Origin of the sequence: Mycobacterium sp. E183 (assembly GCF_001667735.1) — a bacterium.
In the GTDB taxonomy this organism is placed as follows: Bacteria; Actinomycetota; Actinomycetes; order Mycobacteriales; family Mycobacteriaceae; genus Mycobacterium.
Map to the genome: position 1 here is coordinate 23,851 of NZ_LZJN01000106.1, position 23,488 is coordinate 47,338.

The 23,488-nt window shown below is 68.9% G+C and carries 21 protein-coding genes; 12 read left to right on the forward strand and 9 right to left on the reverse strand.

Features of this window, described 5'->3' with window-relative positions:
* The first annotated feature begins 4 nt into the window (after positions 1 to 4).
* Both A5691_RS11130 and A5691_RS11135 read left to right on the forward strand, forming a co-directional pair.
* Positions 5 to 1,108, forward strand: coding sequence for a 3-oxoacyl-ACP synthase III family protein (locus A5691_RS11130; RefSeq protein WP_067761178.1), 1,104 nt, complete (start codon positions 5 to 7; stop codon positions 1,106 to 1,108).
* Positions 1,092 to 2,000, forward strand: a complete 909-nt coding sequence (locus tag A5691_RS11135) for a 3-oxoacyl-ACP synthase (RefSeq protein ID WP_068015156.1) — start codon at positions 1,092 to 1,094, stop codon at positions 1,998 to 2,000. The genes A5691_RS11130 and A5691_RS11135 overlap by 17 nt, the downstream gene beginning before the upstream one ends.
* 16 nt (positions 2,001 to 2,016) lie before the next feature.
* Here the strand turns inward: A5691_RS11135 and ppsA are convergent, their stop codons facing one another.
* A complete protein-coding gene (gene ppsA / locus A5691_RS11140; RefSeq protein WP_068015160.1) occupies positions 2,017 to 4,437 on the reverse strand; it encodes a phosphoenolpyruvate synthase in 2,421 nt (806 codons plus the stop codon).
* Positions 4,438 to 4,462: 25 nt separating this feature from the next.
* Positions 4,463 to 4,615 carry a hypothetical protein gene (locus A5691_RS27960; protein ID WP_156670279.1) on the reverse strand — a complete coding sequence of 51 codons (153 nt, stop codon included), beginning with the start codon at positions 4,613 to 4,615 and terminating at the stop codon, positions 4,463 to 4,465.
* A gap of 108 nt (positions 4,616 to 4,723) precedes the next feature.
* Between A5691_RS27960 and A5691_RS11145 the strand changes: the two genes are divergently transcribed.
* The gene (locus tag A5691_RS11145; protein WP_067761119.1) at positions 4,724 to 6,100 is read left to right on the forward strand and encodes a wax ester/triacylglycerol synthase family O-acyltransferase; all 1,377 of its coding nucleotides are present in this window, start codon (positions 4,724 to 4,726) and stop codon (positions 6,098 to 6,100) included.
* Here the strand turns inward: A5691_RS11145 and A5691_RS11150 are convergent.
* Positions 6,095 to 6,775 (reverse strand): PAS and ANTAR domain-containing protein, encoded by a 681-nt coding sequence (locus A5691_RS11150; RefSeq protein ID WP_067761117.1) that lies wholly within the window; start codon positions 6,773 to 6,775, stop codon positions 6,095 to 6,097. The two genes, A5691_RS11145 and A5691_RS11150, sit on opposite strands and share 6 nt — an antisense overlap.
* A gap of 88 nt (positions 6,776 to 6,863) precedes the next feature.
* Complete coding sequence (locus A5691_RS11155) at positions 6,864 to 7,313, reverse strand: Hsp20/alpha crystallin family protein (protein WP_067761176.1); 450 nt, start codon at positions 7,311 to 7,313, stop codon at positions 6,864 to 6,866.
* A 145-nt stretch (positions 7,314 to 7,458) separates the two neighbouring features.
* On the opposite strand from A5691_RS11155, the gene A5691_RS11160 reads away from it, so the two are divergent.
* Complete coding sequence (locus tag A5691_RS11160) at positions 7,459 to 7,821, forward strand: helix-turn-helix transcriptional regulator (protein WP_067761115.1); 363 nt, start codon at positions 7,459 to 7,461, stop codon at positions 7,819 to 7,821.
* A 73-nt stretch (positions 7,822 to 7,894) separates the two neighbouring features.
* Positions 7,895 to 8,428, forward strand: coding sequence for a DUF1360 domain-containing protein (locus A5691_RS11165; protein WP_067761114.1), 534 nt, complete (start codon positions 7,895 to 7,897; stop codon positions 8,426 to 8,428).
* Positions 8,429 to 8,433: 5 nt separating this feature from the next.
* Here A5691_RS11165 and A5691_RS11170 read toward each other — a convergent pair whose 3' ends face one another.
* The gene (locus tag A5691_RS11170; protein WP_067761174.1) at positions 8,434 to 9,744 is read right to left on the reverse strand and encodes an NAD(P)/FAD-dependent oxidoreductase; all 1,311 of its coding nucleotides are present in this window, start codon (positions 9,742 to 9,744) and stop codon (positions 8,434 to 8,436) included.
* A 312-nt stretch (positions 9,745 to 10,056) separates the two neighbouring features.
* On the opposite strand from A5691_RS11170, the gene A5691_RS11175 reads away from it, so the two are divergent.
* The 5 genes from A5691_RS11175 (at position 10,057) to A5691_RS11195 (ending at position 16,962) form a co-directional block, all read left to right on the forward strand.
* Positions 10,057 to 10,764 (forward strand): GAF and ANTAR domain-containing protein, encoded by a 708-nt coding sequence (locus tag A5691_RS11175; protein ID WP_067761110.1) that lies wholly within the window; start codon positions 10,057 to 10,059, stop codon positions 10,762 to 10,764.
* Between the two features lie 60 nt (positions 10,765 to 10,824).
* The gene (locus A5691_RS11180) at positions 10,825 to 12,006 is read left to right on the forward strand and encodes a zinc-dependent alcohol dehydrogenase (RefSeq protein WP_067761108.1); all 1,182 of its coding nucleotides are present in this window, start codon (positions 10,825 to 10,827) and stop codon (positions 12,004 to 12,006) included.
* 69 nt (positions 12,007 to 12,075) lie between these two features.
* Positions 12,076 to 14,226, forward strand: coding sequence for a glycogen debranching protein GlgX (glgX, locus tag A5691_RS11185; protein ID WP_067761106.1), 2,151 nt, complete (start codon positions 12,076 to 12,078; stop codon positions 14,224 to 14,226).
* A gap of 122 nt (positions 14,227 to 14,348) precedes the next feature.
* Positions 14,349 to 16,103, forward strand: a complete 1,755-nt coding sequence (locus A5691_RS11190) for a sensor domain-containing diguanylate cyclase (RefSeq protein WP_068015163.1) — start codon at positions 14,349 to 14,351, stop codon at positions 16,101 to 16,103.
* A gap of 91 nt (positions 16,104 to 16,194) precedes the next feature.
* Positions 16,195 to 16,962: an SDR family oxidoreductase gene (locus A5691_RS11195; protein ID WP_082950251.1), complete on the forward strand. Its 768-nt coding sequence runs from the start codon at positions 16,195 to 16,197 to the stop codon at positions 16,960 to 16,962.
* Here the strand turns inward: A5691_RS11195 and A5691_RS11200 are convergent.
* From A5691_RS11200 to A5691_RS11210, 3 genes are read right to left on the reverse strand one after another with little or no spacing between them, the layout of a single operon-like run.
* Positions 16,959 to 17,927, reverse strand: a complete 969-nt coding sequence (locus A5691_RS11200) for an aldo/keto reductase (RefSeq protein ID WP_068015165.1) — start codon at positions 17,925 to 17,927, stop codon at positions 16,959 to 16,961. The two genes, A5691_RS11195 and A5691_RS11200, sit on opposite strands and share 4 nt — an antisense overlap.
* Positions 17,928 to 17,936: 9 nt before the next feature.
* A complete protein-coding gene (locus A5691_RS11205; RefSeq protein WP_067887201.1) occupies positions 17,937 to 18,941 on the reverse strand; it encodes a sensor domain-containing protein in 1,005 nt (334 codons plus the stop codon).
* Positions 18,942 to 18,994: 53 nt separating this feature from the next.
* A complete protein-coding gene (locus A5691_RS11210; protein WP_068015169.1) occupies positions 18,995 to 20,035 on the reverse strand; it encodes a hypothetical protein in 1,041 nt (346 codons plus the stop codon).
* A 132-nt stretch (positions 20,036 to 20,167) separates the two neighbouring features.
* On the opposite strand from A5691_RS11210, the gene A5691_RS11215 reads away from it, so the two are divergent.
* Both A5691_RS11215 and A5691_RS11220 read left to right on the forward strand, forming a co-directional pair.
* On the forward strand, positions 20,168 to 20,743 hold the full coding sequence (locus tag A5691_RS11215) for a hemerythrin domain-containing protein (protein WP_068015172.1): 576 nt from the start codon (positions 20,168 to 20,170) through the stop codon (positions 20,741 to 20,743).
* A 74-nt stretch (positions 20,744 to 20,817) separates the two neighbouring features.
* Positions 20,818 to 21,468: a UdgX family uracil-DNA binding protein gene (locus tag A5691_RS11220; protein WP_068015175.1), complete on the forward strand. Its 651-nt coding sequence runs from the start codon at positions 20,818 to 20,820 to the stop codon at positions 21,466 to 21,468.
* A gap of 15 nt (positions 21,469 to 21,483) precedes the next feature.
* Here the strand turns inward: A5691_RS11220 and A5691_RS11225 are convergent, their stop codons facing one another.
* A complete protein-coding gene (locus A5691_RS11225; RefSeq protein WP_067761087.1) occupies positions 21,484 to 23,274 on the reverse strand; it encodes a thiamine pyrophosphate-requiring protein in 1,791 nt (596 codons plus the stop codon).
* Positions 23,275 to 23,488: the final 214 nt, after the last annotated feature.

Genomic DNA, 23,488 nt, shown 5'->3' on the forward strand with positions numbered 1-23,488 from the left:
ATCGATGACTCGGCACTGGCTGGTGATGGAAACGAACGGGGAGGGCGGTGAGGCTCCCTTCGTCGCGCGAGTCGCGGGCGCGGGCCGGCATCTGCCCGGCACCCACCTGACGACCGACGAGCTGATGGCATCCACCCGCCACCGCACCCACATCGACCTGGAACGGCTGACCGGGATCCGCGAACGCCGGGTGTCGGTGGGCGATGAGGATTCCTACACCCTGGCCAGTTCGGCGGCGCTGAACTGCCTGGCCACCGCGCAGCAGGATCCGGCGGCGCTGGACGTGGTGATCAGCTGCAGCATCACCAAGTTCCGCGACGGGCTGACCCAGTGGCTCGAGCCGACCATGAGCAGCGCCGTGGCGCGCGGGATCGGGGCGGTGAACGCGATGACGTTCGACGTGTCCAACGCGTGCGCCGGAATGCTCACGGGCGTAACGATCTTGAACAACTGGATTCGCCAGGGCGTCGTCGAGCGCGGGCTCGTCGTCAGCGGTGAGTACATCTCGCAGCTCTCCAACAATGCCGCCCGGCACATCCGCAACATCATGAGCAAGGAGCTGGCCTGCCTGACCCTGGGCGATGCCGGCGCGGCGCTGCTGCTGGAGCGGGCGCCGGCCGGTTCGGCCGGCATCGCGCTGGCGGGCTTCACCACCGTGGCCGACTACAGCCGGCTCTGCCTGGCGTATCCGCAGGGCGACGACCCGGGCGCGCGCATGTTCACCAACTCCCGCGCCATCCAGAAGGCCGCGATAGCCAACACTCCGCTGCTGCTGAGCGAAGTGCTTGACACCGTTGGCCTTTCGATCCACGACATCGATCACGTCATCACCCACCAGACGTCCGCGCGCGCGATCCGCAAGGGAATGGCCCGGATGTCGGAAGTGTTCGGCGACAGCCCGCGCCACGACGCGGTGATCACCGTCGACCGCTACGGTAACACCGCCTCGACGACCCACACGGTGGCGCTCGTCGAGGAACTCGAGGCCGGGCGAATCAAGCCGGGAGAGCGAATCGCGTTGCTGGCGTTGGCCTCCGGGCTTGAAATCGGTGTGGTCTTGTTGACCCTGGACGAGGATGTGGTGAGCCGCTATGGGCACGGTGATTGATCGGATCGACGTCTCGCACCCGCGGCTGCGCGGGCGCCACAGCGCGTTGCACCTGGCCGTCGTCGCCGCCAAGGACTGCCTGAAGCGGGCCGGATGCGAGGCGAAAGACCTCGACCTCGTCATCAACGCAGGCATTTACCGCGACCGCAACCTCGGTGAGCCGGCGCTCGCCGCGCTGATCCAGGACGACATCGGCGCCAACCCGGAGGATCCGCACGCAGGCGCCCACGGCACGTTCTCCTTCGACATCGCCAACGGCACGTGCGGGCTCCTGACTGCGCTGCAGATCGTCGACGGCTTCATGCGCAGCCGCGCCATCCGGCGCGCGCTGGTGGTCGCCAGCGACGCCGACCCCGGCCACGGGATGAGCGAGCACTTCGGATTCTCGGGCGCCGGCGCGGCGATGCTGTGTGGTTGGTCCGACGGCGACTACGGCCTCAGCCGGGTGTCCTGGGTGAACGACCAGAGCGAAAATGGTGACGAAACCTTCAGCGCTACAGTTGGTTTCGCCGACTCGCGCAACGTCCTGCGGTTTTCCGAGTCGGCGGCGATGGACGAGCGGTTCGCCGCGGCGGCCGGTCGGGCGGTGTCGGCGTGCCTTGCCGAGCAATCGGTGCGCCTGTCCGACGTCGACGCGATTGTCGCCGCCCCCGCCCGTCCCGGATACCGCGCCGCGCTGGGCGCCCGGCTGGGCGTGCCGGTCGAGGAGATCAGCGTCGCCGACGACGAACGCATGCACACCGCCGCCCTGGCCGCCGCGTTCGGAGCGCGGGCCGAGCGGTTGCCGTCGGGAGCGCGGGTCCTGTTCGTCGCGGCCGGGGCCGACGTCGTCGCCGGCGCCGCCCTCTATCGCCAGCCACCGCGGGACGCCTCAAGCGCCACGCTGGCGTGACACTCGCGCTCCAGCGTCACGCTGGCGCGACGCTCGGCCGTTGCACCGCACGCTCGAGGTCCAGGATCTGCCGGGTGGTCTTGACCACCACGTCGGGGTTCAGGCTGATCGAGTCGATGCCGCAGCGAACCAGGAACTCGGCCATGTCGGGGTAGTCCGACGGCGCCTGACCGCACAACCCGGAGTGAATCCCGTTGCGGCGGCAGCCCTCCACGGCCAGACGGATCATCTCCTTGACTCCCGCGTCGCGTTCGTCGTAGTCGAAGGCCACGATCTCGCTGTCCCGGTCGACCCCGAGGGTCAGCTGGGTGAGGTCGTTGGATCCGATGGAGAACCCGTCGAAGCGCTTGGCGAACTCGTCGATGAGGATGACGTTGTTGGGGATCTCGCACATCGCGTACACCTTGAGCCCGTTCTCCCCGCGGCGCAGACCGTGTTTGGCCATCTCGGCCAGGACCAGGTCCGCCTCGGCCACCCGGCGCACGAACGGCACCATCAGCACGACGTTGGTCAGCCCCATCTGTTCGCGCACCCGCTTCATCGCCCGGCACTCCAGCGCGAATCCCTCGGCATAGGCCGGGTGCGCGTAGCGCGAGGCGCCGCGGAAGCCGATCATCGGGTTGCTCTCGGCCGCTTCGAAGCCGCTGCCGCCGACCAGGCTGGCGTACTCGTTGGTCTTGAAGTCCGACATCCGCACGACGACGGGTTTGGGCCAGAAGGCGGCGGCGATGGTGCCGATCCCTTCCGACAGGCGCTCGACGAAGAATTCGGCGCCGTCGGAATAGGCGTAAGTCAGCGTGTCGATCGTACGCCGGGCCTCGGGGTCGTCCACCCGGTCGGGGTGGAGCAGGGCCAGCGGGTGCACCCGGATGTACTCGTTGATGATGAACTCCATCCGGGCCAGTCCCACGCCGTCGTTCGGCAGGAACGACGTCTTGAACGCCAGGTCCGGGTTGCCGAGGTTGAGCATGATCTCGGTCTGCGGGCGCTCCTGATCGGACAGCTCGGTGTGGTCGACGCGAAAGCCCAACTCGCCGCGGTAGACCCGCCCCGTGTCGCCCTCCACGCACGACACCGTGACGAGCTCGCCGTCGGGCACGGTCGTGGTGGCGTTCCCCGCGCCGACGACGGCGGGAATGCCGAGCTCGCGGGCGATGATCGCCGCGTGGCAGGTGCGCCCGCCGCGGTTGGTGACGATGGCCGCCGCGATCTTCATGATCGGTTCCCAGTCGGGCGTGGTGATGTCGGCGACCAGCACGTCGCCGGGCTGGAACTCCGACAGCTTCCCGAGGTTGTCCATCCGCCTGGCGATGCCCGTGGCGACCTTCTCGCCGACCGAGCGGCCCTCGGCGAGCACCTCCTTGCGTTCGGCGCCCTTGCCCTCGAGCACGTAGCTTTCGATCATCGTCTGGCTGCGCTGGGAGGCCGCGGTTTCGGGGCGCGCCTGGACGATGTAGATCCGCCCGTCGAGACCGTCCTTGGCCCATTCGATGTCCATCGGCCGCCCGTAGTGGCCCTCGATGGCGCAGGCGTAGCCGGCCAGCTCGAGGACGTCGTCGTCGGTGACGCAGAACCGGGCCCGGTCGGCCTTCGGCGTGGGGATGTTGCGCGTGGTGTTCTTCGTCTCGCCCTCGACGAAGATCATCTTGACCGCCTTGTCCCCGATCAGCCGGCGCAGCACCGCCCGGTGGCCGGCCTGATACGTCGGCTTGTGCACGTAGAACTCGTCGGGGTCGACGGCGCCCTGGACCACGTTCTCGCCGAGCCCGTAGGCGCCGGTGATGAATACGACGTCGTGGAAGCCGGATTCGGTGTCCAGGGTGAACATCACCCCGGACGAGGCGAGGTCGGAGCGCACCATCTTCATGACGCCGATCGACAGCGCCACCTTGAAGTGGTCGAAGTCCTGGTCGATCCGGTAGTGGATGGCCCGGTCGGTGAACAGGCTCGCGAAACACCGGCGGCAGGCGTCCAGCAGGCTCTCGGTGCCCTTGATGTTGAGGAAGGTCTCCTGCTGGCCGGCGAAGCTGGCGGTCGGCAGGTCTTCGGCGGTCGCCGAGCTGCGCACGGCCAGGCTGACGTCTTCGCCGTATTCCTCCTGCAGCTGCCGGTAGGCGGCGGTGATCTCGGCGGCGAGTTCCGGGGGAAGCCCTGCGCCGTAGACGATTTCGCGGGCCCGCTTGCCCTTGCGGGCCAGCGCGGTGACGTCGTCGGGGTCGAGGTCGTCGAGCGCGGCGTGCAGCGCGTCCCAGGCGCCGGCGCTGTCCAGCATGTGCCGGTAGGCCTCGGCGGTGATCGCGAACCCATGCGGGACCCGCACGCCCTGTCCGGTGAGCTTCTGGAACATCTCGCCGAGCGAGGCGTTCTTCCCGCCGACGAGCGGGACGTCGGAGATGCCGATCTCTTCGAAGAAGCGGACGTAGGTGAAATCGCTCATGGTGTTCTTCCTTCGGTGGGTTGCATCAGTGCGCTTCGTCGATGCGGCAGGCGTGGACCGGGCGGCGGTCGCGGGCCGAGCCCATGCGCGGCCGCGCGTGCAGAAGGGCGGGCGGCGCGGTGAGGCCGGGGCGGGCGGCGAAAGCATCTGCCTCGCTGCTCAATTGATCTCCCGTCACCCGCCTCACGATATGCCCGGGGGCACGAGGCCACAGCCGCCGTTTGGCCTCAGTACTTGGGGACTTACGGCCCTGCCAGCAGCGCATTGCGGCGCGGAAAGTAGCACCATGGAGCAATTGACCGCCCTGGATGCCGGTTTCCTGGAGGTCGAGGATTCCGATCCGCACGTGAGCCTCGCGGTCGGCGGGGTGTCGATCGTGGAGGGGCCGGCCCCGACGTACGAGGAGTTCTTCGCGTCGTTCGCCGAACGGGTCGCGACGATCCCGCGGTGCCGGCAGGTGCTGCGGACCCATCCGCTCGACCTGCGCCCGCCGAACTGGGTGGATGACCCGCACTTCGACCTCGCGCGCCATCTGCACCGCATCGCGCTGCCACATCCCGGTGGTGACGCGGAGCTGTTCGAGTTGATCGCGTCGCTGATGGAGCGCCGGCTCGATCGCGAGCGCCCGCTGTGGGAGTGCTGGATCATCGAGGGGCTCAGCCGAAATCGATGGGCGGTGCTGACCAAGATTCACCACTGCATCGCCGACGGCATCGCCACCACGCAGCTGCTGTCGAAGTTCAGCGACGACGGCGACGGCGACACGTTCGCCGCCGACGTCGGCGCTGCCAGGTTGTCGGCCCGGTCGGGGCCCGCCAAGGTGAACCTCAACCCGTTGAGCTGGGCGAGCGGTATCGGCCGCAGCGCGTTCGCTGCGGTGACCGCGGCGGAACACGCGGCGATCGGCGCGGCCGAGCTCGCGGCGGGGCTGCTGCATCCCGCCCCCGATTCGTCGCTGCACGGGCCGGTGACCACGATGCGGCGGTACAGCGCGGCCCGCGCCCGGTTGACCGACATGCACAAGGTGGCCCGGGCCTTCGGGGTCACGCTGAATGACGTCGCGCTGGCGGCGATCACCAACAGTTACCGCGGTGTCTTGCTGGCGCGCGGGGAGCGCCCGGGCCGCGACTCGCTGCGCACCCTCGTGCCGGTTTCGGTCCGCGCCGTGGACCACTTCAACGTCGCGGGCAACCGGGTGTCGGCAATGCTGCCGTTGTTGCCGGTCGACGAGGAGGACCCGGTGCGGCAGCTCAAGCTGGTGCACGATCGACTCAGCCACGCCAAAGCCAGCGGGCAGAGCGAGGGTGGCAGCGCAATGGTGGTGGCGGCCAAGCGCACCCCATTCGCGCTGTCCGCGTGGGCCATTCGCCTGCTCTCGCGGATACCCCAGCGGGCGGTGGTGGCGTTGGCGACCAACGTGCCCGGTCCACGGAGCCGGCAGCGGCTGATGGGCCGCCGGGTGCTGGAGTTGTTGCCGATCCCGCCGATCGCCCTACAGGTGCGCACCGGCGTCGCGATGCTCAGCTACGCCGACACGTTCGTTTTCGGCATCACCGCCGATTACGACACCGCACCCGACATCGATGCGCTCGCCGCCGGCATCGAGGAGGGCATGGCGCAACTGTTGGCGGCCGCCCGCAAGAGGCGCCGCAAGTCGTCATGACCGGCTGCGTTGGGCGGCGCGCTCGTGCGCGGTCAACAACAGATGGTCGAATTCCGATCGGGCGTCGAGGCGCCCTCCGGCGCCGCGGAAGTCCTCGGCGATCTGCTCGGCAAGCGGCCGCAGCTTGATATTGGCCTCCTGCGAAAGCCATTTGAGCAACTCGAAGGCCGCGTTGGCGTCGATGCCGTAGACCAGCATCAGCATGCCCTTGGCCTGTTCGATGCCGGCCCGGTTCTCGTTGATCTCGGCCAGCCTGGCGCTGACCAGCTCCTCATCCGGCCGTCCGGTCGCCGGGGAGACGTCGATGTAGAACCCGTGCGTGCCGGCCACATCCCCGTCGTCGTCGAAGAACCGGTCACCCACGACGACGACGTGGCGCACGTTGCCGCCGGTGTCGACGATCCGGTGGCGGGTGCTGAACGCCTGGCGGGTGTTCACGATCTGGTCGATGGTGGCCGCGACCTGGCCGCGATCGTCCGGGTGCTTGTGCGAGAGCACCAGTTCGGTGGTGGGCGTGACGGTGCCCGGCTCGTAGCCGTGTATCCGCTGCACCTGCTCCGACCACTCCCAGCGCTGATCGGTGAAATAGAAGCGGAACCAGCCGGCCGGTTGCGCGGAGCCACCGGCCAACGCCCGTTCGACGTCAACCGTTTGACCGTCGAGTTCCCACTTCATCTCGCACCCGGCTTTCCTGCCGTTGGGCCGGCGATGGGCGGCGGCCCGTGTCTGCTACCCGGAATCGAGCCGCCGCCCAGCCGGGCGATCAGGCGTTGATGACCTCGCGGTGCGAGGCGTTCTCGTCGATGGCCGTCTGCGTGTCGCCCCGGCCGACGGTGATCTTGCGCGGCTTGGCACGTTCGGCCACCGGAATACGCAGGCGCAGAACGCCTTCCCGGTAGGACGCCTCGATCTTGTCGGTGTCGAGGTTGTCGCCGAGAACCAGCTGCCGGCTGAACACGCCCCGGGGGCGCTCGGTGGCGAGCATCTCCCGGTTGGGGTCCAGGGCAGGCCGCTCGGCCCGCACGGTCACGACGTTGCGCTCGATGTCGATGTCGAGCGAGTCGGCGTTGATGCCGGGCAGGTCGAACTCGACGACGAACTCCTCGCCCTGGCGCCAGGCGTCCATCGGCATCACCGCAGGCCGGGCGGCGGTGCCGAACACTTGGTGGGCGAAGCGGTCGAGGTCACGGAACGGATCGGTACGCATCAGCATGGTGGTCACCTCTCACTCCAATCTAGGCTGTGGTCTGGCAATTACCTATGTCCAATGACATAGATTTGATATAGCACTATCGACACAATGGCGCAAGTGTGATAGATAGATTTTCTGAGCCCGTGAGTTCTGGGGGAGACGCGTGATGACCGACCAACGCAGCGATTTCGGCGCCCCGGCGCCCGATCACGGCGTATACGGCATCTCGGTGGCCGCCGAACTTTCCGGCATCGCGGTGCAGTCGTTGCGCCTGTACGAGCGGTACGGGCTGGTCACGCCGGCGCGAAGCGATGGAGGGACGCGGCGTTACAGCGCCGACGACCTGACCAGGCTCAAGCGCATCAGCGAGCTGGTCGACGCCGGCGTCAACCTGGCCGGCATCGCGCGGATCCTGGAGCTCGAGGACCACAACGCGACGCTCTCGGCGGCCAATACCGACCTGCAGTCCACCAACCGGACGCTGCGCAAGGCCGCGAAAAACGGGGGGTCCGCGCGCCAGGACGCGTGAGGCGCCCGCCGTCCGCCGATTGCGTTCACCGACATCGGGTACCCAGCCAGCTGTCCCTAGTGAAGGAGCGGCAATGGCAGAGGTGGCGGAGGCCAAGGCCCAGGTGGTCGACGAAGCGCGGCGCGAAGCGGACGAGTACCGGGGCGACGAGCCGCGGCCGCTGGGCGGCTACCTCGTGGTGCTGGCGATCTACGGCGCCGTGGTGGGGGTCGCGACCGTGGCCGCGCTGCTCACCGGGCGCACGTTGCCGACGCGCTGGCGCATCCAGGACCTGGTCACGGTGACCCTCGGCACCCACAAGCTCTCGCGCACCCTGACCAAGGACGCGGTGACGAGCCCGTTGCGGGCGCCCTTCACCCGCTTCGCCGGCAGCGGCGGCCCGGCGGAGGTCATGGAGGAGGTTCGGGACGAAAGCCCGCTTCGGCACAGCCTGGGGGAGTTGCTGACCTGCCCGTTCTGCCTGGACATGTGGGTGGCGACCGGCTTCGCGATCGGCCTGGTGTTCGCGCCGCGGTTCACCCGCCTGGTGGCGGGCGTCTTCACCGTGTTGACCGGCGCCGACTTCCTGCAGCTCGCCTACGCCAGGGCGCAGCAGGCGGCCGGCTGAGGGGTTCAGCCGGTCTTCGGCATGGGGATGCCCTCGCTGGCCGCGAATTGCGCGTCCTCCTCGGACGCCAGCCCGATGGACACCACCGACCGGTCGAACAGCAGGTCCGTCAGGTAGGCCAGTGACACCGCCCATCGGTTGACCCCCCGCGGAATCGCGTACAGGTGATAGGACCGGGTGACGAATTTCGCGGGCAGCCCGGACAGGTGGATGTTCAGCGGGTTGGCCACCGCCTGCCACGGTCCCAGGTCGACCACCAGACCCAGATTGCGGTGCTTGTACTCCTTGGGGCTGCCGTACCCGAGGCTGGCCGCCACGTTGCGGGCCAGCACCTTGCCCTGCCGGGTCGCGTGCTGGGCGGTCGGCGGCGTGATCTTGCCGGGCTGGGTCAGGTCGGGAACCGCGGCGGCGTCACCGGCCGCAAACACGTCCGGCTGCTCCGGCACGCGCAGATCCGCACCGACTTTGAGCCGGCCCCGCTCGGTCGGCAAGCCCAGCTCCTGGACCAGCGGTGCACCGGTGACACCGGTCACCCACGCGATCGTGCGGGTCTCGATGCGCGAATCATCGCTGAGCACAACGTGATCGGCGTGCGCCTCCTTGAGCGTCACGCCGAGCCGGACGTCGATGCCGCGCCGGCGAAGTACCTTCTGCGCGGCGTCACCCAGTTTCTTGCCCACTTCCGGCATCACCTGCTCCGCCAGGTCGAGGAGCAAGAACTTGACGTCGGCGGGATCGAACCGCATCTGCTTGGCCGCCGCGTCGGCCAGCGCCCGCAGCTGCGCCACCAGCTCGGTGCCCGAATAGGAGGCGCCGACCACGACGACCGTGCGCCGGGCCGCCGCCACCCGCGGGTCGTCCTCGATGTTGGCCAGCTCGAGCTGCTCCACGAAATGGTCTCGCAGGTAAAGGGCCTCGGCGGTGGTCTTCAACCCGCGCGCGCAGGTTGCCAGCCCCGGCACGTCGAACAACCGCGTCACCGAACCCGGCGTGAGCACCAGCCGGTCCCAGGACATGGTGTGGTTGCGTTCCTCGGGATCGCACCACGTCAGCGTCCGCCGATCGAAGTCCACGCCGTCCACGCGCCCGCGTACCGCGTGCACACCCTTGAGGCTGTTGGCCAGCGGGACCGCGACGAAGCGGGCGTCCACGACCCCGCCGGCGACGTCCGGCAGCAACGGTGTGTAGAGCATGTAATCCACCGGGGAGATGATCGTGATGTCCACCTGCTCGCGCCGTCGCCGCAGAATGCGTGCCAGACGGTGCGCGCAGGTGAATCCGGTGAAGCCGCTGCCAACGATCACGATTGAGGTCACCAAGCCGAGTGTAGGACGGCGTCCCGCGAAGATCCGGGGCGTCGCCGCGCGAACGTCGACGACCGCGACGAAAACTGTTCAATGCCAACGTGTTACGTGCAGGCAAACCTGGTGAAGGTTATTCGCACGGTGGTCGCCGAGCGCCGCCGCTTGGTTGCGCTTCGTATTCTGGCACCTAGACTTCGTTTTGTGGGTTGACGCACCGAATTTCCATTCGCACGCTTGAATGAGCGAGGCGTGGCCCTCGGCACTCGGCCTGCGCGGATTCGTTGCCGGGGGCCGCCAAAGGGCAGGCCATCGAAAGGGGGTGCTGTGCAAGACGGCAGTGCGGCGGTGGTCACCCAGCTGGCCGAACTGGTGTCCAGCCTCGAGCGCCGGGAAAGCAATACCACCGCGGGCCTGAATCAACTCATCGACAACGGCGTCCTGCACGTGGCGGGTTGCCAGTACGCCGGCATCACGCTGGCCGAGCGGAGCAAGTCCGTCATCAACGTGGCCGCGACGCATCGTTACCCGATCCTGCTGGACGCCATCCAGAACCGCTACGGCGAGGGACCGTGCCTGGATGCCGCCTGGCGGCACCACCTGATGCACGTCGAAGACCTCGCCGAGGACCAACGATGGCCGCGGTATCGGCGGTACGCGATCGAGCAGACGCCGATCCGGTCCATCCTGTCCTACGAATTGTTCGTGGGCCACGGCACGATGGCCGCGCTGAACTTCTACTCCGACTCCCCGTACGCGTTTCACGACGACTCCGTGGAGTTGGGCGCCGTCTTTGCCACACACGTCGCGCTGGCGTGGTCGATGTTGCGCCGGCAAGACCAATTTCGCAGTGCCCTGGCGTCGCGGGACATGATCGGTCAGGCCAAGGGAATCATCATGGAGCGGTTCAATCTGGACGCCGTCGAGGCTTTCGAGCTGCTCACCCGGCTGTCGCAGAAATCCAACACCCGGCTCACCGACATCGCGAAGTCGCTGATCGACAACGAGCATCCCCTCAAGCGTCCGCACCGCTGACGCGCTGCGACGAGGGGCCGCGGCGTTTCGGCCCGCGCCGAGCGGGTATGTGCCACGCGCATGAAGGCTGTTACGTGGCACGGGAAGCGCGATGTGCGGGTGGAGTCGGTTCCAGACCCGAAGATCGAGAAGCCCTCCGACGCCATCATCGAAGTCACCTCGACCAACATCTGCGGGTCGGACCTGCACCTGTACGAGATTCTCGGGGCGTTCATGAAACCCGGGGACATCCTCGGTCACGAACCCATGGGTATCGTGCGCGAGGTCGGTGGCGAAACCGGTGACCTGCGGGTCGGCGACCGGGTGGTCATCCCGTTCCAAATCTCCTGCGGCAGTTGCTACATGTGCGACCAGCAGCTCTACACCCAGTGCGAGACCACCCAGGTGCGCGAGCAGGGCATGGGAGCTGCGCTATTCGGCTACTCGGAGCTCTACGGCGAGGTCCCCGGCGGGCAAGCCGAACTGCTGCGCGTCCCGCAAGCGCAGTTCACCCACATCAAAGTCCCTGTGGGCCCGCCGGATTCGCGATTCGTCTACCTGTCCGACGTGCTGCCCACCGCCTGGCAGGCGGTGGCCTACGCCGACATCCCCGACGGCGGGACGGTCACCGTGCTCGGCCTGGGCCCCATCGGTGACATGGCCGCGCGCATCGCCGACCACCTCGGCTATCGGGTGATCGCGGTCGACCTGGTGGCCGAGCGCCTGGGCCGCGCCGCGCAGCGGGGCATCCACACCATCGACCTGGGGCGACTCGACTGCTCGCTGGGGGACGCGATCCGGGACCTGACCGACGGGCGGGGTTCCGACTCCGTCATCGACGCGGTCGGCATGGAAGCGCACGGATCCCCGGCGGCCAAGTTCGCCCAGCAGGCCACCGGCATGCTGCCGGACTTCATCGGCAAGCGGCTGATGCAGACCGCCGGCGTGGACCGGCTAAGCGCGCTCTACTCCGCCATCGACATCGTCCGCCGCGGTGGGACGATATCGCTGATCGGTGTGTACGGCGGGATGGCCGACCCCCTGCCGATGCTGACGCTGTTCGACAAGCAGGTGACCCTGCGGATGGGCCAGGCCAACGTCAAGCGGTGGGTGGACGACATCATGCCGCTGCTGACCGACGACGACCCGCTGGGCGTCGACACGTTCGCCTCCCACGTGCTGCCCCTGGACCAGGCCCCGCACGCCTACGAGATCTTCCAGAAGAAGCAGGACGGGGCGGTGAAGGTCATGTTACGGCCCTGAAAATCGTTTTGCTGCAAGGCCTTCCGAACCACCGTTTGGGGGAGGCCCCGGTAGGGTATTGATTGCGCCATGACATCCGCAGAAGCCATCGCCCCCACGCCCACCGGAGAGGTGTGGCCGGGCCGCGCCTACCCCCTGGGCGCCACCTACGACGGGGCGGGCACCAATTTCGCCGTCTTCAGCGAAGTCGCGGAGCGGGTGGAGCTGTGCCTGTTCGACGCCGAGGGCACCGAGAGCCGGGTCCCGCTGCCCGAGATCGACGGCTACATCTGGCACGCCTACATCCCCAACATCGAACCCGGCCAGCGCTACGGCTACCGCGTGCACGGCCCGTACGACCCGCCGAACGGCTTGCGGTGCAACCCGAACAAGCTGCTGGTGGACCCGTATTCGAAGGCCATCGACGGATCGTTCGAGTGGAACCAGGCCCTGTTCAGCTACAACTTCGGCGACCCGGACAGCCGCAACGACGACGACTCCGCCGCGTTCATGCCCAAGTCGGTGGTGATCAACCCCTACTTCGACTGGGGCAACGACCGGCCGCCGGACCACCAGTACGCCGACACGGTCATCTACGAGGCGCACGTCAAGGGGCTGACGCAGACCCACCCCGACCTGCCCGAGCAGTTGCGCGGAACCTACGCGGGCGTGGCGCACCCCGTGATCATCGAGCACCTCAAGAGCCTGGGCGTCACCGCGATCGAGCTGATGCCCGTGCACCACTTTGCCAACGACTCCACCCTGGTGGACAAGGGCCTGTCGAATTACTGGGGTTACAACACGATCGGGTTCTTCGCGCCGGACTTCAAGTACTCCAGCTCGACCTCGCCCGGCGGTCAGGTGCAGGAATTCAAGGCCATGGTGCGGGCGCTGCACGAGGCCGGCATCGAGGTGATCCTCGACGTCGTCTACAACCACACGGCCGAGGGCAACCACATGGGCCCGACGCTGTCGATGCGCGGCATCGACAACGCCGCCTACTACCGGCTCGTCGACGACGACAAGCGGTACTACATGGACTACACGGGGACCGGCAACAGCCTCAACGTCGGTCACCCGCACGCCCTGCAGCTGATCATGGACTCGTTGCGGTACTGGGTGACCGAGATGCACGTCGACGGCTTCCGCTTCGACCTCGCGTCGACGCTGGCCCGCGAGTTCTACGACGTCGACCGGCTGGCCACGTTCTTCGAACTGGTGCAACAGGATCCGACGGTCAGCCAGGTCAAGCTGATCGCCGAGCCGTGGGACGTCGGGCCGGGTGGCTACCAGGTGGGCAACTTCCCCCCGCAGTGGACGGAATGGAACGGCAAGTACCGCGACACCGTCCGGGACTTCTGGCGCGGTGAGCCGTCGACCCTCGACGAGTTCGCCTATCGGCTGTCCGGATCGGCCGACCTCTACGAGCACACCGCGCGCCGCCCGGTCGCGTCGATCAACTTCGTCATCGCCCACGACGGGTTCACGCTGCGAGACCTGGTGTCCTACAACGAGAAACACAACGAGGCCAACGGCGAGGGCAACAACGACGGCGAAAGCCACAACCGGTCGTGGAACTGTGGCGCGGAGGGGCCCACCGACGACCCGGGTGTCAACGCGCTGCGCGCCCGCCAGCAGCGCAACTTCCTCACCACGCTGCTCCTGTCGCAGGGCGTGCCGATGATCTGCCACGGCGACGAGCTGGGCCGCACGCAGAACGGAAACAACAACGGGTACTGCCAGGACAACGAGATCACCTGGATCGACTGGTCGAAGGCCGACAACGGCCTGCTGGAGTTCACCCGCGTCGTGTCGGCGCTGCGCGCCAACCATCCGGTCTTCCGCCGGCGCCGGTTCTTCTCCGGCAAGCCGTTGGGCCGCCGCGGCCAGGACGGGCTGCCGGACATCGCCTGGTTCACCCCCGAGGGCACCGAGATGACCGAGGAGGACTGGGGCGCGGGGTTCGCGAAGTCCGTCGCGGTGTTCCTCAACGGGCACGGCATCCCCGACCGCGATGCGCGGGGGCAGCGGGTGCTCGACGACTCCTTTCTGCTCTGCTTCAACGCCCACTACGAGCCGATCGAATTCACGTTGCCGCCAAAGGAATTCGGCGCCGCCTGGCAGCTCGTGGTGTTCACCGGCCCCGACGAGGAGACGCCCGCGGAGGAGGTGCCCGGCGGGGGCACGCTCACCGTGGATGCGCATACGGCCGTGGTGCTGCAGGCCCCCGACGGGGGCTGATCCCGCCCGGGTGGCCGGGGGACCTTTCGCCCATGGATTGATTACCTTGTGCCCTCGGGCATCGGCCGTCGATCCGCGCACACTGTCGGGTGCGCGCCGTTGGGGGAAGGAAGGGGCAGCCGATGGACGGGCGGAGCCCCGAGGCGTGCCTGAACGACGTGGCCTGGTGCCGGCGGATCGCCCTGCTGCTGGTGTTCGCCCTCGCCACGATGACGTGGGTGGGCTGGGCGACGGGTGTTGACCGGCTGACCCGCATCCACCCGACCTGGCCGGAGATGATGCCCTGGACGGGCGCGTGGCTGGCGGGGCTGGGTGCGGCGATTCTGCTCCAGTCGGGTAGCCCCTCGCGGGGGCGCGCGTGGGTCGGGCGAGGACTGGCGCTGGTCGTGGGCGCCCTCGCCGTGATCGTGCTCGCGGAGTACGCCACCGGCAGGCCGTCGTCCGGATTCGACCAGGTGTGGTTCGGTGACGCGGTCCGTGCGTCACGATGGAGCTGGCCGGGGCGGCCGAGCCCGCAGACAGGCGTGTCGGCGCTGTTCCTGGCGGCGGCCACCGGCCTGATCCGAGTGGATCGGGGCACCCGCGTGGTCCGGCCCGCGTGCACCGCCGCCGGCGGGGCCATCCCGTTCGTCACGGTCGGGGCCTACCTCTTCGACGCGCTGGCGCTGGTGGGCACCTCGCCTTCGACCGGCCAGGCACTGATGACGGCGTCGGCGCTGTTGCTGGTCGCCGCGGCGACGGCGCTGGCGCGCCCCGATCGGTTCCCGGTCGCCTGGCTGCTCGCCCGCCCCGACCGGAAGTCGCTGCTTCGGCTGGCCGGCCTGCTCGCCGCGCTTCCGGTCGTCGTCGCGGTATCACGGCCGATCTTCCTGGGGCTCGGGGTCGGACCGCACGCCGAGTGGACCTTCTCGATCCTGCTGGGCACCCTCGTCGTCGGGGTGATCACCTTCGTGTTCATCCAGAACGAGCAGAAACTGCTGATCGAAAAGGAGCTGGCCAGCACCGAGCGCGCCGAGGCCGAGGCGCGCTACCGCATCCTCGCCGACAACGCGGTGGACATCGTCGTGCTCCTTCGCGGTGACGAGGTCGTATGGGTCTCGCCGTCCGTGGAGGCCGCGCTGGGCCGCCCGCCGGACGGGTGGATCGGCCCAGGTTTCAACCGCCACATCCATCCGCAGGACATCGAGACGGTCGCCGACGCTGTGGGCAGGGTCGCCGCCGGCGAATCGGTCGTGCAACGGTTCCGAATTCGCTCCGCCGACGGTCAATACCATTGGGTCGAGAGCCACGGCAAACCGTACGTCGACGCCGACGGCAACACCGACGGCATGATCGCCGCGGTGCGCATCGTCGACGAGCAGGTGAAGGCGGAGCAGCGACTGGAACGGCTCGCCCGGTTCGATACCCTGACCGGCCTGGTGAACCGTGCCGAGGCGCTCGGCCGGCTCGCCGCCGCGCTCGAGGAACCGCAACCGGCGGGGACCTATGTCGGCGTCTTGTTCTGCGACCTGGACCATTTCAAGGAAATCAACGACACCTGGGGACACGGGATCGGGGACTTCGTGCTCGCGACCGTGGCAGCGCGGATTCGGGGAAGCGTTCGCCGTGGCGACACCGTCGGCAGGACCGGGGGCGACGAAATCCTCGCCCTGTTGCCCGGCGTCCGCAACATCGACGAGCTCGCCCGGATCGCCGAGAAGATTCGCTGCCGGGCCGCCGAACCCATCCGCGTGTCCGGCAATACGATTTCCGCCACTCTGAGCATCGGCGCCACGCTTGCCCTTCCCGGCGATACCGTCGACGCGGTCACCGCCCGGGCGGACGCCGCCATGTACCAGGCCAAATTTGGGGAGCGGAACACCGTCGTCCGGAATTAGGCCGCCCAGCCATCGACATGCGCCGGGTGCTATCCGGTAGGTTTTTGCCGACGGCAGCTCGTTACAAGAGAGGGCAAATATGTCAAGGACAGTGGTGGTGGGCGCCTCCAGCGGGCTCGGTCGTTGCATCGGTGTCGGCCTCGCCGAGCGGGGCGATCAGGTCGCGCTGCTGGCCCGGCGCCGCGAGCGCATCGAGTCGGCGGCCAAGGAGGCCGGCCCGGGCGCGGTCGCCATCGAATGCGACGTCACCGACGAGGCGTCGTGCCGGTCGGCGATCGCCTCCGCCGCCGACGCCCTCGGCGGCATCGACAACATCGTCTACACCCCGGCCGTCGGCCCGCTGGTCCGCATGGTCGACACCGACGCCGCCACCTGGCGGCGCATCTTCGACACCAACGTGATCGGCGCCGCGCTGGTGACCGCCGCGGCGCTGCCGCACTTAACGGTCTCCGCCGGTAAGGCGGTTTACCTGTCCTCCGACGCGGGCACCTTCGGGCCGCCGTGGCCGGGCCTGGGCGCCTACGGCGTCAGCAAGGCCGCCCTCGAGCGGATGGTGGACGCGTGGCGGGCCGAGCATCCCGACATCGGGTTCACCACCTTCATCGTCGGCGAGTGCCCGGGCGGCGAGGGGGACGCGGCGACGGGCATGAACATCGGCTGGGACATGGACCTCGCCATGAAGGCCGTCCCGCTGTGGGCGTCCCGCGGCTGCATGCCGGGAAAGCTGATGCCCGTCGAGGACCTGATCGACGTCGTGCACACCATCCTGCGGACCAACTCCGCGACCTCGATGCCGGTGGTGGTGGCCCGGGGCGCACCGGCCAGCCCCGCCGCGTTCGCCGACTCCGCGCAGTCCTAGCGGCCCAGCTTCTCGCGGACCAGGTCGGTCAGGAAACGCCCGGCCGAGGTCGGCCGGAAGGCGCGGGCGGCCCCGGTGAGTGCCTCGCGGGCGTCCGGGGGCAGGTCGATGTCGGCGGCGGCGACGTTGAACTCGAGCTGCTCGACGCTGGACGCGCCGGGGATGGCGACGACACCCGGATAACTGATCAGCCAGGCCAGCGCGACCTGGGCCGGCTTGGCGCCGACGGTGGTCGCGACGTCGCGAAGCGTCTGCAACAGCGGCTCGACCCGGCGCAGGTTCTCGGTGCCGAACAGCGAGTTCAGCGCCCGGATGCCCCCGGGCCGGTTGTCCAGGCCGTACTTGCCGCCGAGCAGCCCCTGCTCGAGCGGGCTGTAGGCGATGACGATGCGGTTCTCCCGCTCGGCGAAGGGCACCAGGTCCTCCAGCGGCCCGGCGTGGGCCAGCGAGAAGTGCACCTGGTTGCTGACGACCGGCCGACCGAGCGCGGCGTCGGCCTTCCGCCACCGCGCGAGCGAGTAGTTGGAGACGCCGACCGCGCCGATCTTGCCGGCGTCGAGTAGGTCGCGCATGCCCGGCATGATCACCGTGTCCGGAACCAACGGGTTGGATTGGTGAATCTGGTAGAGCGGGATGCGGTCGACGCCCAGCCGCCGCGCGCTGGCGGCCTCCCGCTGCTTGACCACGGCGGGGAACGGCGCCACCGGCATGATCTTGCTGGCGACGGCGACGCTGGCGCGCTCGTCGCCGAGTGCCTCGCCCAGGATCCGCTCGCTCTTGCCCAGGCCGTAGACCTCGGCGGTGTCGAAGAGCGTCACCCCCAAAGCCAGGGCGCGGCGCACGATCTCGCCCGCGGCGCCGGAGGCGTAGCCCTCCCCGTAGCCCCACTCCCGTGACCCGAATTGCCAGGTGCCCAGGCCGATCCGGCTGACCCGGCCCACTCCGTCGACGTCGACATACCTCATAGGCCCACCCTAGCCAGGCAGCTTGCCCAGCACGTAGGTGGCGATGCCCAGGCCGCCCTGCCGCGGCTGAGCGCCGTCCGTCGTGCCGCTGCAGGACACCATCAGGTCGACGACCACGTTGGCCTTGGCCGCGATGACGCGGGCCGAGCGGATCTGCACTCCCCGGGGCGTCAGATCCTGGGTGGTGACGCCGTTGCCGGCGTCGGCGGGTGCGCCGACCGAAAACGTGAGCGACTCCCCGTTGCGGGGTGTGAGCGTCACGGTCGAGCCGCCACATTGGCGCCATCCCGAGAGCAACGCCGCCAGCTGTGCCCGGGCGGCGGCCGGGTCGTGGAAGGCCACGACCGCCTCGATCACCTGGGTGGACTTCAGGAAGCTGCGCGAGTCGCGGAACTCCGCTGCGCGGTATCCGGTGACGGCGGCACCGGCGTAGGCGTCGGGCGTTCCGGGCGCGATGCTGCCCCAGCATTCCGGCCGGTCGATGGCCCCCTCCGCGCTGGATCGGCCCAGGCTGTCCCACGTCTGGCCGGCCTCGAGATTTTGATCGGACGTGATGTTGCGCAGGGCGTCGGCGCCGGGCAGCAGCGCCGCCAGGGCGTCCGGCGCGACCGGACCAGGGGGCGCCGGGGGTGCCGCGCCGGAGGTGGTGGCGGGCGCGGCGGTCTGGGTGGACGGGGTCGCGCCCAAGGTGGCCCACGCGACGACGGCGACCACGGCGAGCGTCATGAACGCGTACGACAGCGCCAGCCCGACACGGGCGCGGTCCCGGCCGAGCTCCCCGCTGCGGCGGATTTGCGCCAGTCCTGCGTGGCCCAGGACCGCCCCGACGGGCGCGAACACGAACGCGAAAACCAGCGACAGCGTCGCCAGCACGTTGACCGGCGGCCGATAGGGCACCGCGGGCGGGGGCGCCAAGACGGGCGGCGGTTCCACCGGCGACGGCGCGGGCGGAACCCGGCCGAGCGGGTCGTAGGTATAGGGGTTCTGCCAATACGGGTCCTGCGGGTTGGTCACGCCAGCGCCTCCTTACCGGCCAACCTGCCCGAAATGTAGCCGAAGCCCGGGCGTCAGAGGCGCGGCTTGGCGACGCTGACCACGTAGGGCACGTCGGCGAGGGTCAGGTACACCCGGTGGGGCCCGATCGCCATGCCCGACAGGGGCGCGGATTGGGCCGCGGGCGGCAGCCCCGCCCGGTAGCCGATCGCGCGGACCACCGGGATCGTCCCCGCCGGGAAGCCGGTGAAGCTCGCCGTCTCCAGCACCACCACCTCGTGGTCCGTGGCGGCGTAGATCCGGGTGTCGTCGGTGCCCAACTCGCGGATCGGGGACGGCAGCCGGGTGCGGGCCAGCACCGTGAGCCCCTCCCCGCCCCGGCGGGAATCCACGGCGTAGAGCGTGGCGTCGTCGTGGCCGGCCACGTAGCTGCGCGTCACCGCGGTGCCGTCGCCCGCCGACACCGCGACGTCGATCCCCAACGACCCGCGCTCCGCCGGAGGTGACGAAGAGCCTTGGTAATGGCGGATTCCGGACGGCGCATAGGCGTGGTAATCGATCTCGCGGCCGCGATTGGCGCCGTCGATGGTGTCCGCGGGATCGCCGGCGATCCGGGCGGTGGGTAGCTTGCGATCACCGTGCTGATCCACCGGTGTCACCGTCGTTCCGTCCGCCGACAGCGCGAGCAGCGTGCGCAACCCGGCGTCCTCGGACAGATACGCCGGGGCGGGCCCGGCGTCGAAATCGCCGATCTGGCGCAGGCTTTCGAGGTCGACCTCGGCGACCCTGCCGCGCTCGGGCTGCGGCACGAACACGATCCGGTCGTCCCGCTGGCTGATCTGCAGGTTGCGTCCGGCCGCCACGGGCGCCGACAGCCGCGTCCTGGCGTCGCCCGGGCGGTCACCGGCGGTCACCTCGGCCAGCCGGCGGTCGCCGGTGAGCGCGACGAGGGCGTGCGTCCGATACGACCACACCGGCCCGCGCAGGGGCGCGGCGACCGACCACAAGGCGACGTCCGGCGCGCTTTCCAGCGACGCCCCCGGCGCCGCGCAGCCGGCCGTCACGACCAGCGCGCCCAGGATCGCCGCCCGACTGCGCATTCCGGTTGTCACCATCGTTCTCCTCGTTCGCGACTTGATGAGGAACTACCCACTGGTGCACGGCCGTACCGTTTGGTCGCCGAATTCGTCGGGTAGCCGAACAGAAGCGCGCAACAGCCCGCGCGCGGAACAAATGGGAAGGACATCATGGCTCAGAGCGCCATCACTCAGAGCGCCATCACGTCGCCCACCGATGTGGTCGACTTTCTTGTCAGTCAGCACGAGCAGATCAAATCGTTGTTCGCCGAAACCCTGGCGGCGTCGGGCAAAGAACGCGAAAAGGCGTTCGTCGAACTGCGCCGACTGCTCGCCGTCCACGAAACCGCCGAGGAGGAAATCGTGCACCCGCGGGCCAAGCGGAAGCTTTCCGACGGCGCCGCGGTGGTCGACGAGCGACTGCACGAAGAGCACGAGGCCAAGACGGTCCTGCAGAAGCTGGAGAAGCTCGACGTGGACAGCGCGGAGTTCACCAGCCTGCTGACTCAGCTGCGCGACGCGGTCGTCGCGCACGCCGAGCACGAGGAGCACGACGAATTCTCCAAGCTGGGCCAGGAATTGAGCGGCGACGAGCTCGAGCGGATGGGCCGCGCGGCCAAGCTCGCCGAGGCGATCGCGCCCACCCGGCCGCACGCCGGAGTCGAGTCGCAGGCGGCCAACCTGGCCGCGGGACCGTTCGCGGCGATGCTCGACCGGGCCCGCGACGCCATCGTCGGCAAGGGCTAGCACGACTCGATGGGGCGCCCCCGCAGGACCTGGGTGGGGGCGCCCCAGCCCCGCCGGGTAGGCAAGGGAGCGCCATGACCGCAACCAAGGCACCGGGGGCCGAGCATTACCTGCCCGAGCAGCGGGGCCTGGATTCGCTTCGGGCCGCGGCCGAATACTGCCGGGGCTGCCCGCTTTTCGCCGACGCCACCCAGACGGTGTTCGGCCACGGACATCCCGGCGCACCGATCATGCTGGTGGGCGAGCAGCCGGGCGACCAGGAGGACCGCGCCGGTGAGCCCTTCGTCGGGCCGGCCGGGCGGCTGCTCGCGCGCGCCCTGGAAGACGCCGGCATCGATCCCTCGCTGACGTACGAGACGAACGCGGTCAAGCACTTCAAGTTCACCCGCAAGGGCGGCAAACGGCGGATCCACCAAAAGCCGGGACGCACCGAGGTGGTCGCCTGCCGGCCCTGGCTCATCGCCGAAATCGAGACGGTGCGGCCGCACGTCGTCGTGTGCCTCGGCGCGACCGCGGCACAATCCTTGCTGGGCAACGACTTTCGGGTCTCCGCCCAGCGCGGCCAGCAGTTGCGGCTGCCCTCCTCCGTCGTTGACGTCGACCCCGAGCCGGCCGTGGTGGCGACGGTGCATCCGTCGGCCGTGCTGCGCGACCGCAGCGATGGACGCGAGGATGCCTACCGGCTCTTCGTTGACGACCTGCGCGGCGCCGGCTCCAACCTCTGAGCCGGCGACGCGTCGTCACTTCTTGTGCGGCATGAATTCCTGCGCCTTGGTCTTGAGGCCGACCTTGACGAAGCCGACTCGGTCCTCGTCACCCGAGAGCACCGCCGTGGTGGCGGCCTTGAACTGATCCCAGGTGGCGTGCGGCGGGATCGGGGGCATGTTGGGATCGGTGAACACGTCCAACACGGTGGGGCGGTCCGCCGAAAGCGCGTTGCGCCACGCGTCCCCGAGTTCCTCGGGGTCCTTGATGGCCATCGCGTTCAGGCCCAGGCTCGCGGCGAACGCGGCGAAGTCCACGTCGGGAAGGTTTTGGGACTCGGCGAATTTCGGCGATCCGGCCATTGCGCGCATCTCCCAGGTGACCTGGTTGAGATCGTTGTTGTGCAGGATCGCCACGATCAGCCGCGGATCGCCCCACTCCTGCCAGTAGCGCTTGATCGTGATCAGCTCGGCCATGCCGTTCATCTGCATGGCGCCGTCACCCACGAAAGCGATGACCGGCCGCCGCGGGTGAGCGAACTTCGCGCCGATCGCGTACGGCACGCCGGGGCCCATCGTGGCCAGCGTGCCCGACAGCGAGCCGCGCATGTTGCCGCGGAACTTCAATTGGCGCGCATACCAGTTGGCCGCCGAGCCGGAATCGGCGGTGACGATGGCGTCGTCGGGCAGCATCGGGGACAGCTCGGAGAACATCCGCATCGGGTTGACCGGGTCGGCGCTGACCTTCGCCTCCATCTCCATCGTTTCCCACCAGCGGGACACGTTGGATTCGATGGTCTCGCGCCACTTGCGGTCGTCCTTGCGCCGCAGGTGCGGTATCAGCGCCCGCAGTGCCGACTTCGCGTCGGAAACCAGGTTGACCTCATACGGGTAGCGCATGCCGATGAAGCGGCCGTCGATGTCGATTTGCACCGCGCGGCACTGATCGAACTGCGGCAGGAACTGCGTGTAGGGGAAGCTGGAGCCCACCGTCAGCAGCGTGTCGCAGTCCCGCATCAGCTCGTAGCTCGGCCGTGTCCCCAGCAGTCCGATCGAGCCGGTCACCCAAGGCAATTCGTCGCTCAGCACGTCCTTGCCCAGCAACGCCTTGGCCGCGCCGGCCCCCAGTAGGTCGGCGACCTCGATCAGCTCGTCGCGGGCCCCGCTCGCGCCGTTGCCGACCAGCATGGCAACCTTCTTGCCGGCGTTGAGCAGGTCGGCCGCCCGCCGGACCGCCGCGTCTTCGGGGTCGACCGCCGGCCACTCGATGCCAAGGCTGGAGGGCACCATCTTGAACGCGTGCGTGGGCGGCGAATACGGAAGTTCCTGCACATCCGACGGGATGATGATGGCCGTCGGCGCGCGCTGAGCGATCGCCACCCGGATGGCACGATCCAACACATTGGGCAATTGTTCTGGCACGGTGACCATTTGGACGTAGTCGCTCGCGACATCCTTGAACAAGCTCAGCAGGTCGACCTCCTGCTGATAGGAACCGCCCATAGCGCTGCGGTTGGTCTGTCCGACGATGGCCACCACCGGAACGTGGTCGAGCTTGGCGTCGTACAGGCCATTGAGCAGATGGATCGCCCCCGGACCCGAGGTGGCCATGCAGATCCCGACTCGATCGGTGAACTTCGCGTAGCCCACCGCCTCGAATGCGCTCATCTCCTCGTGCCGCGACTGGATGAACATGGGCTTGTTGTCGGCGCGGCCGAATGCGGCGAGGATCCCGTTGATGCCGTCGCCCGGGAAGGCGAAGACGTGCTCAACGCCCCACGCCCGCAGTCGCTCCAGCAGGTAGTCCGAGACCTCTTGCTTAGCCATTGGTGTTCCTCCTAGACAGACGGTTTTCGATGACGATTCGCTAGCTACGCCGGCCGACGCCGAAGCCACGGGGGCGTGCGGTTTGCTGCGAAGGCCCACGGCCGTCCGTTTCGACCGCAGTCAGACGTGAATGGGCAGGCTGAAGCGCTTCCCACACGACGGGCATACCCACGATCGCCGCCGTTATTCGTCGGTTTTCCTGTGAACGCGCCGC

Excerpts from the sequence above, each read along its gene's own strand:
- A5691_RS11130 (WP_067761178.1), top strand. The coding sequence starts at position 5 with ATGACTCGGCACTGGCTGGTGATGGAAACGAACGGGGAGGGCGGTGAG.
- A5691_RS11135 (WP_068015156.1), top strand. The coding sequence starts at position 1,092 with ATGGGCACGGTGATTGATCGGATCGACGTCTCGCACCCGCGGCTGCGC.
- ppsA (WP_068015160.1), bottom strand. The coding sequence starts at position 4,437 with ATGAGCGATTTCACCTACGTCCGCTTCTTCGAAGAGATCGGCATCTCC.
- A5691_RS11145 (WP_067761119.1), top strand. The coding sequence starts at position 4,724 with ATGGAGCAATTGACCGCCCTGGATGCCGGTTTCCTGGAGGTCGAGGAT.
- A5691_RS11150 (WP_067761117.1), bottom strand. The coding sequence starts at position 6,775 with ATGAAGTGGGAACTCGACGGTCAAACGGTTGACGTCGAACGGGCGTTG.
- A5691_RS11155 (WP_067761176.1), bottom strand. The coding sequence starts at position 7,313 with ATGCTGATGCGTACCGATCCGTTCCGTGACCTCGACCGCTTCGCCCAC.
- A5691_RS11160 (WP_067761115.1), top strand. The coding sequence starts at position 7,459 with ATGACCGACCAACGCAGCGATTTCGGCGCCCCGGCGCCCGATCACGGC.
- A5691_RS11165 (WP_067761114.1), top strand. The coding sequence starts at position 7,895 with ATGGCAGAGGTGGCGGAGGCCAAGGCCCAGGTGGTCGACGAAGCGCGG.
- A5691_RS11180 (WP_067761108.1), top strand. The coding sequence starts at position 10,825 with ATGAAGGCTGTTACGTGGCACGGGAAGCGCGATGTGCGGGTGGAGTCG.
- glgX (WP_067761106.1), top strand. The coding sequence starts at position 12,076 with ATGACATCCGCAGAAGCCATCGCCCCCACGCCCACCGGAGAGGTGTGG.
- A5691_RS11190 (WP_068015163.1), top strand. The coding sequence starts at position 14,349 with ATGGACGGGCGGAGCCCCGAGGCGTGCCTGAACGACGTGGCCTGGTGC.
- A5691_RS11200 (WP_068015165.1), bottom strand. The coding sequence starts at position 17,927 with ATGAGGTATGTCGACGTCGACGGAGTGGGCCGGGTCAGCCGGATCGGC.
- A5691_RS11210 (WP_068015169.1), bottom strand. The coding sequence starts at position 20,035 with ATGGTGACAACCGGAATGCGCAGTCGGGCGGCGATCCTGGGCGCGCTG.
- A5691_RS11215 (WP_068015172.1), top strand. The coding sequence starts at position 20,168 with ATGGCTCAGAGCGCCATCACTCAGAGCGCCATCACGTCGCCCACCGAT.
- A5691_RS11220 (WP_068015175.1), top strand. The coding sequence starts at position 20,818 with ATGACCGCAACCAAGGCACCGGGGGCCGAGCATTACCTGCCCGAGCAG.
- A5691_RS11225 (WP_067761087.1), bottom strand. The coding sequence starts at position 23,274 with ATGGCTAAGCAAGAGGTCTCGGACTACCTGCTGGAGCGACTGCGGGCG.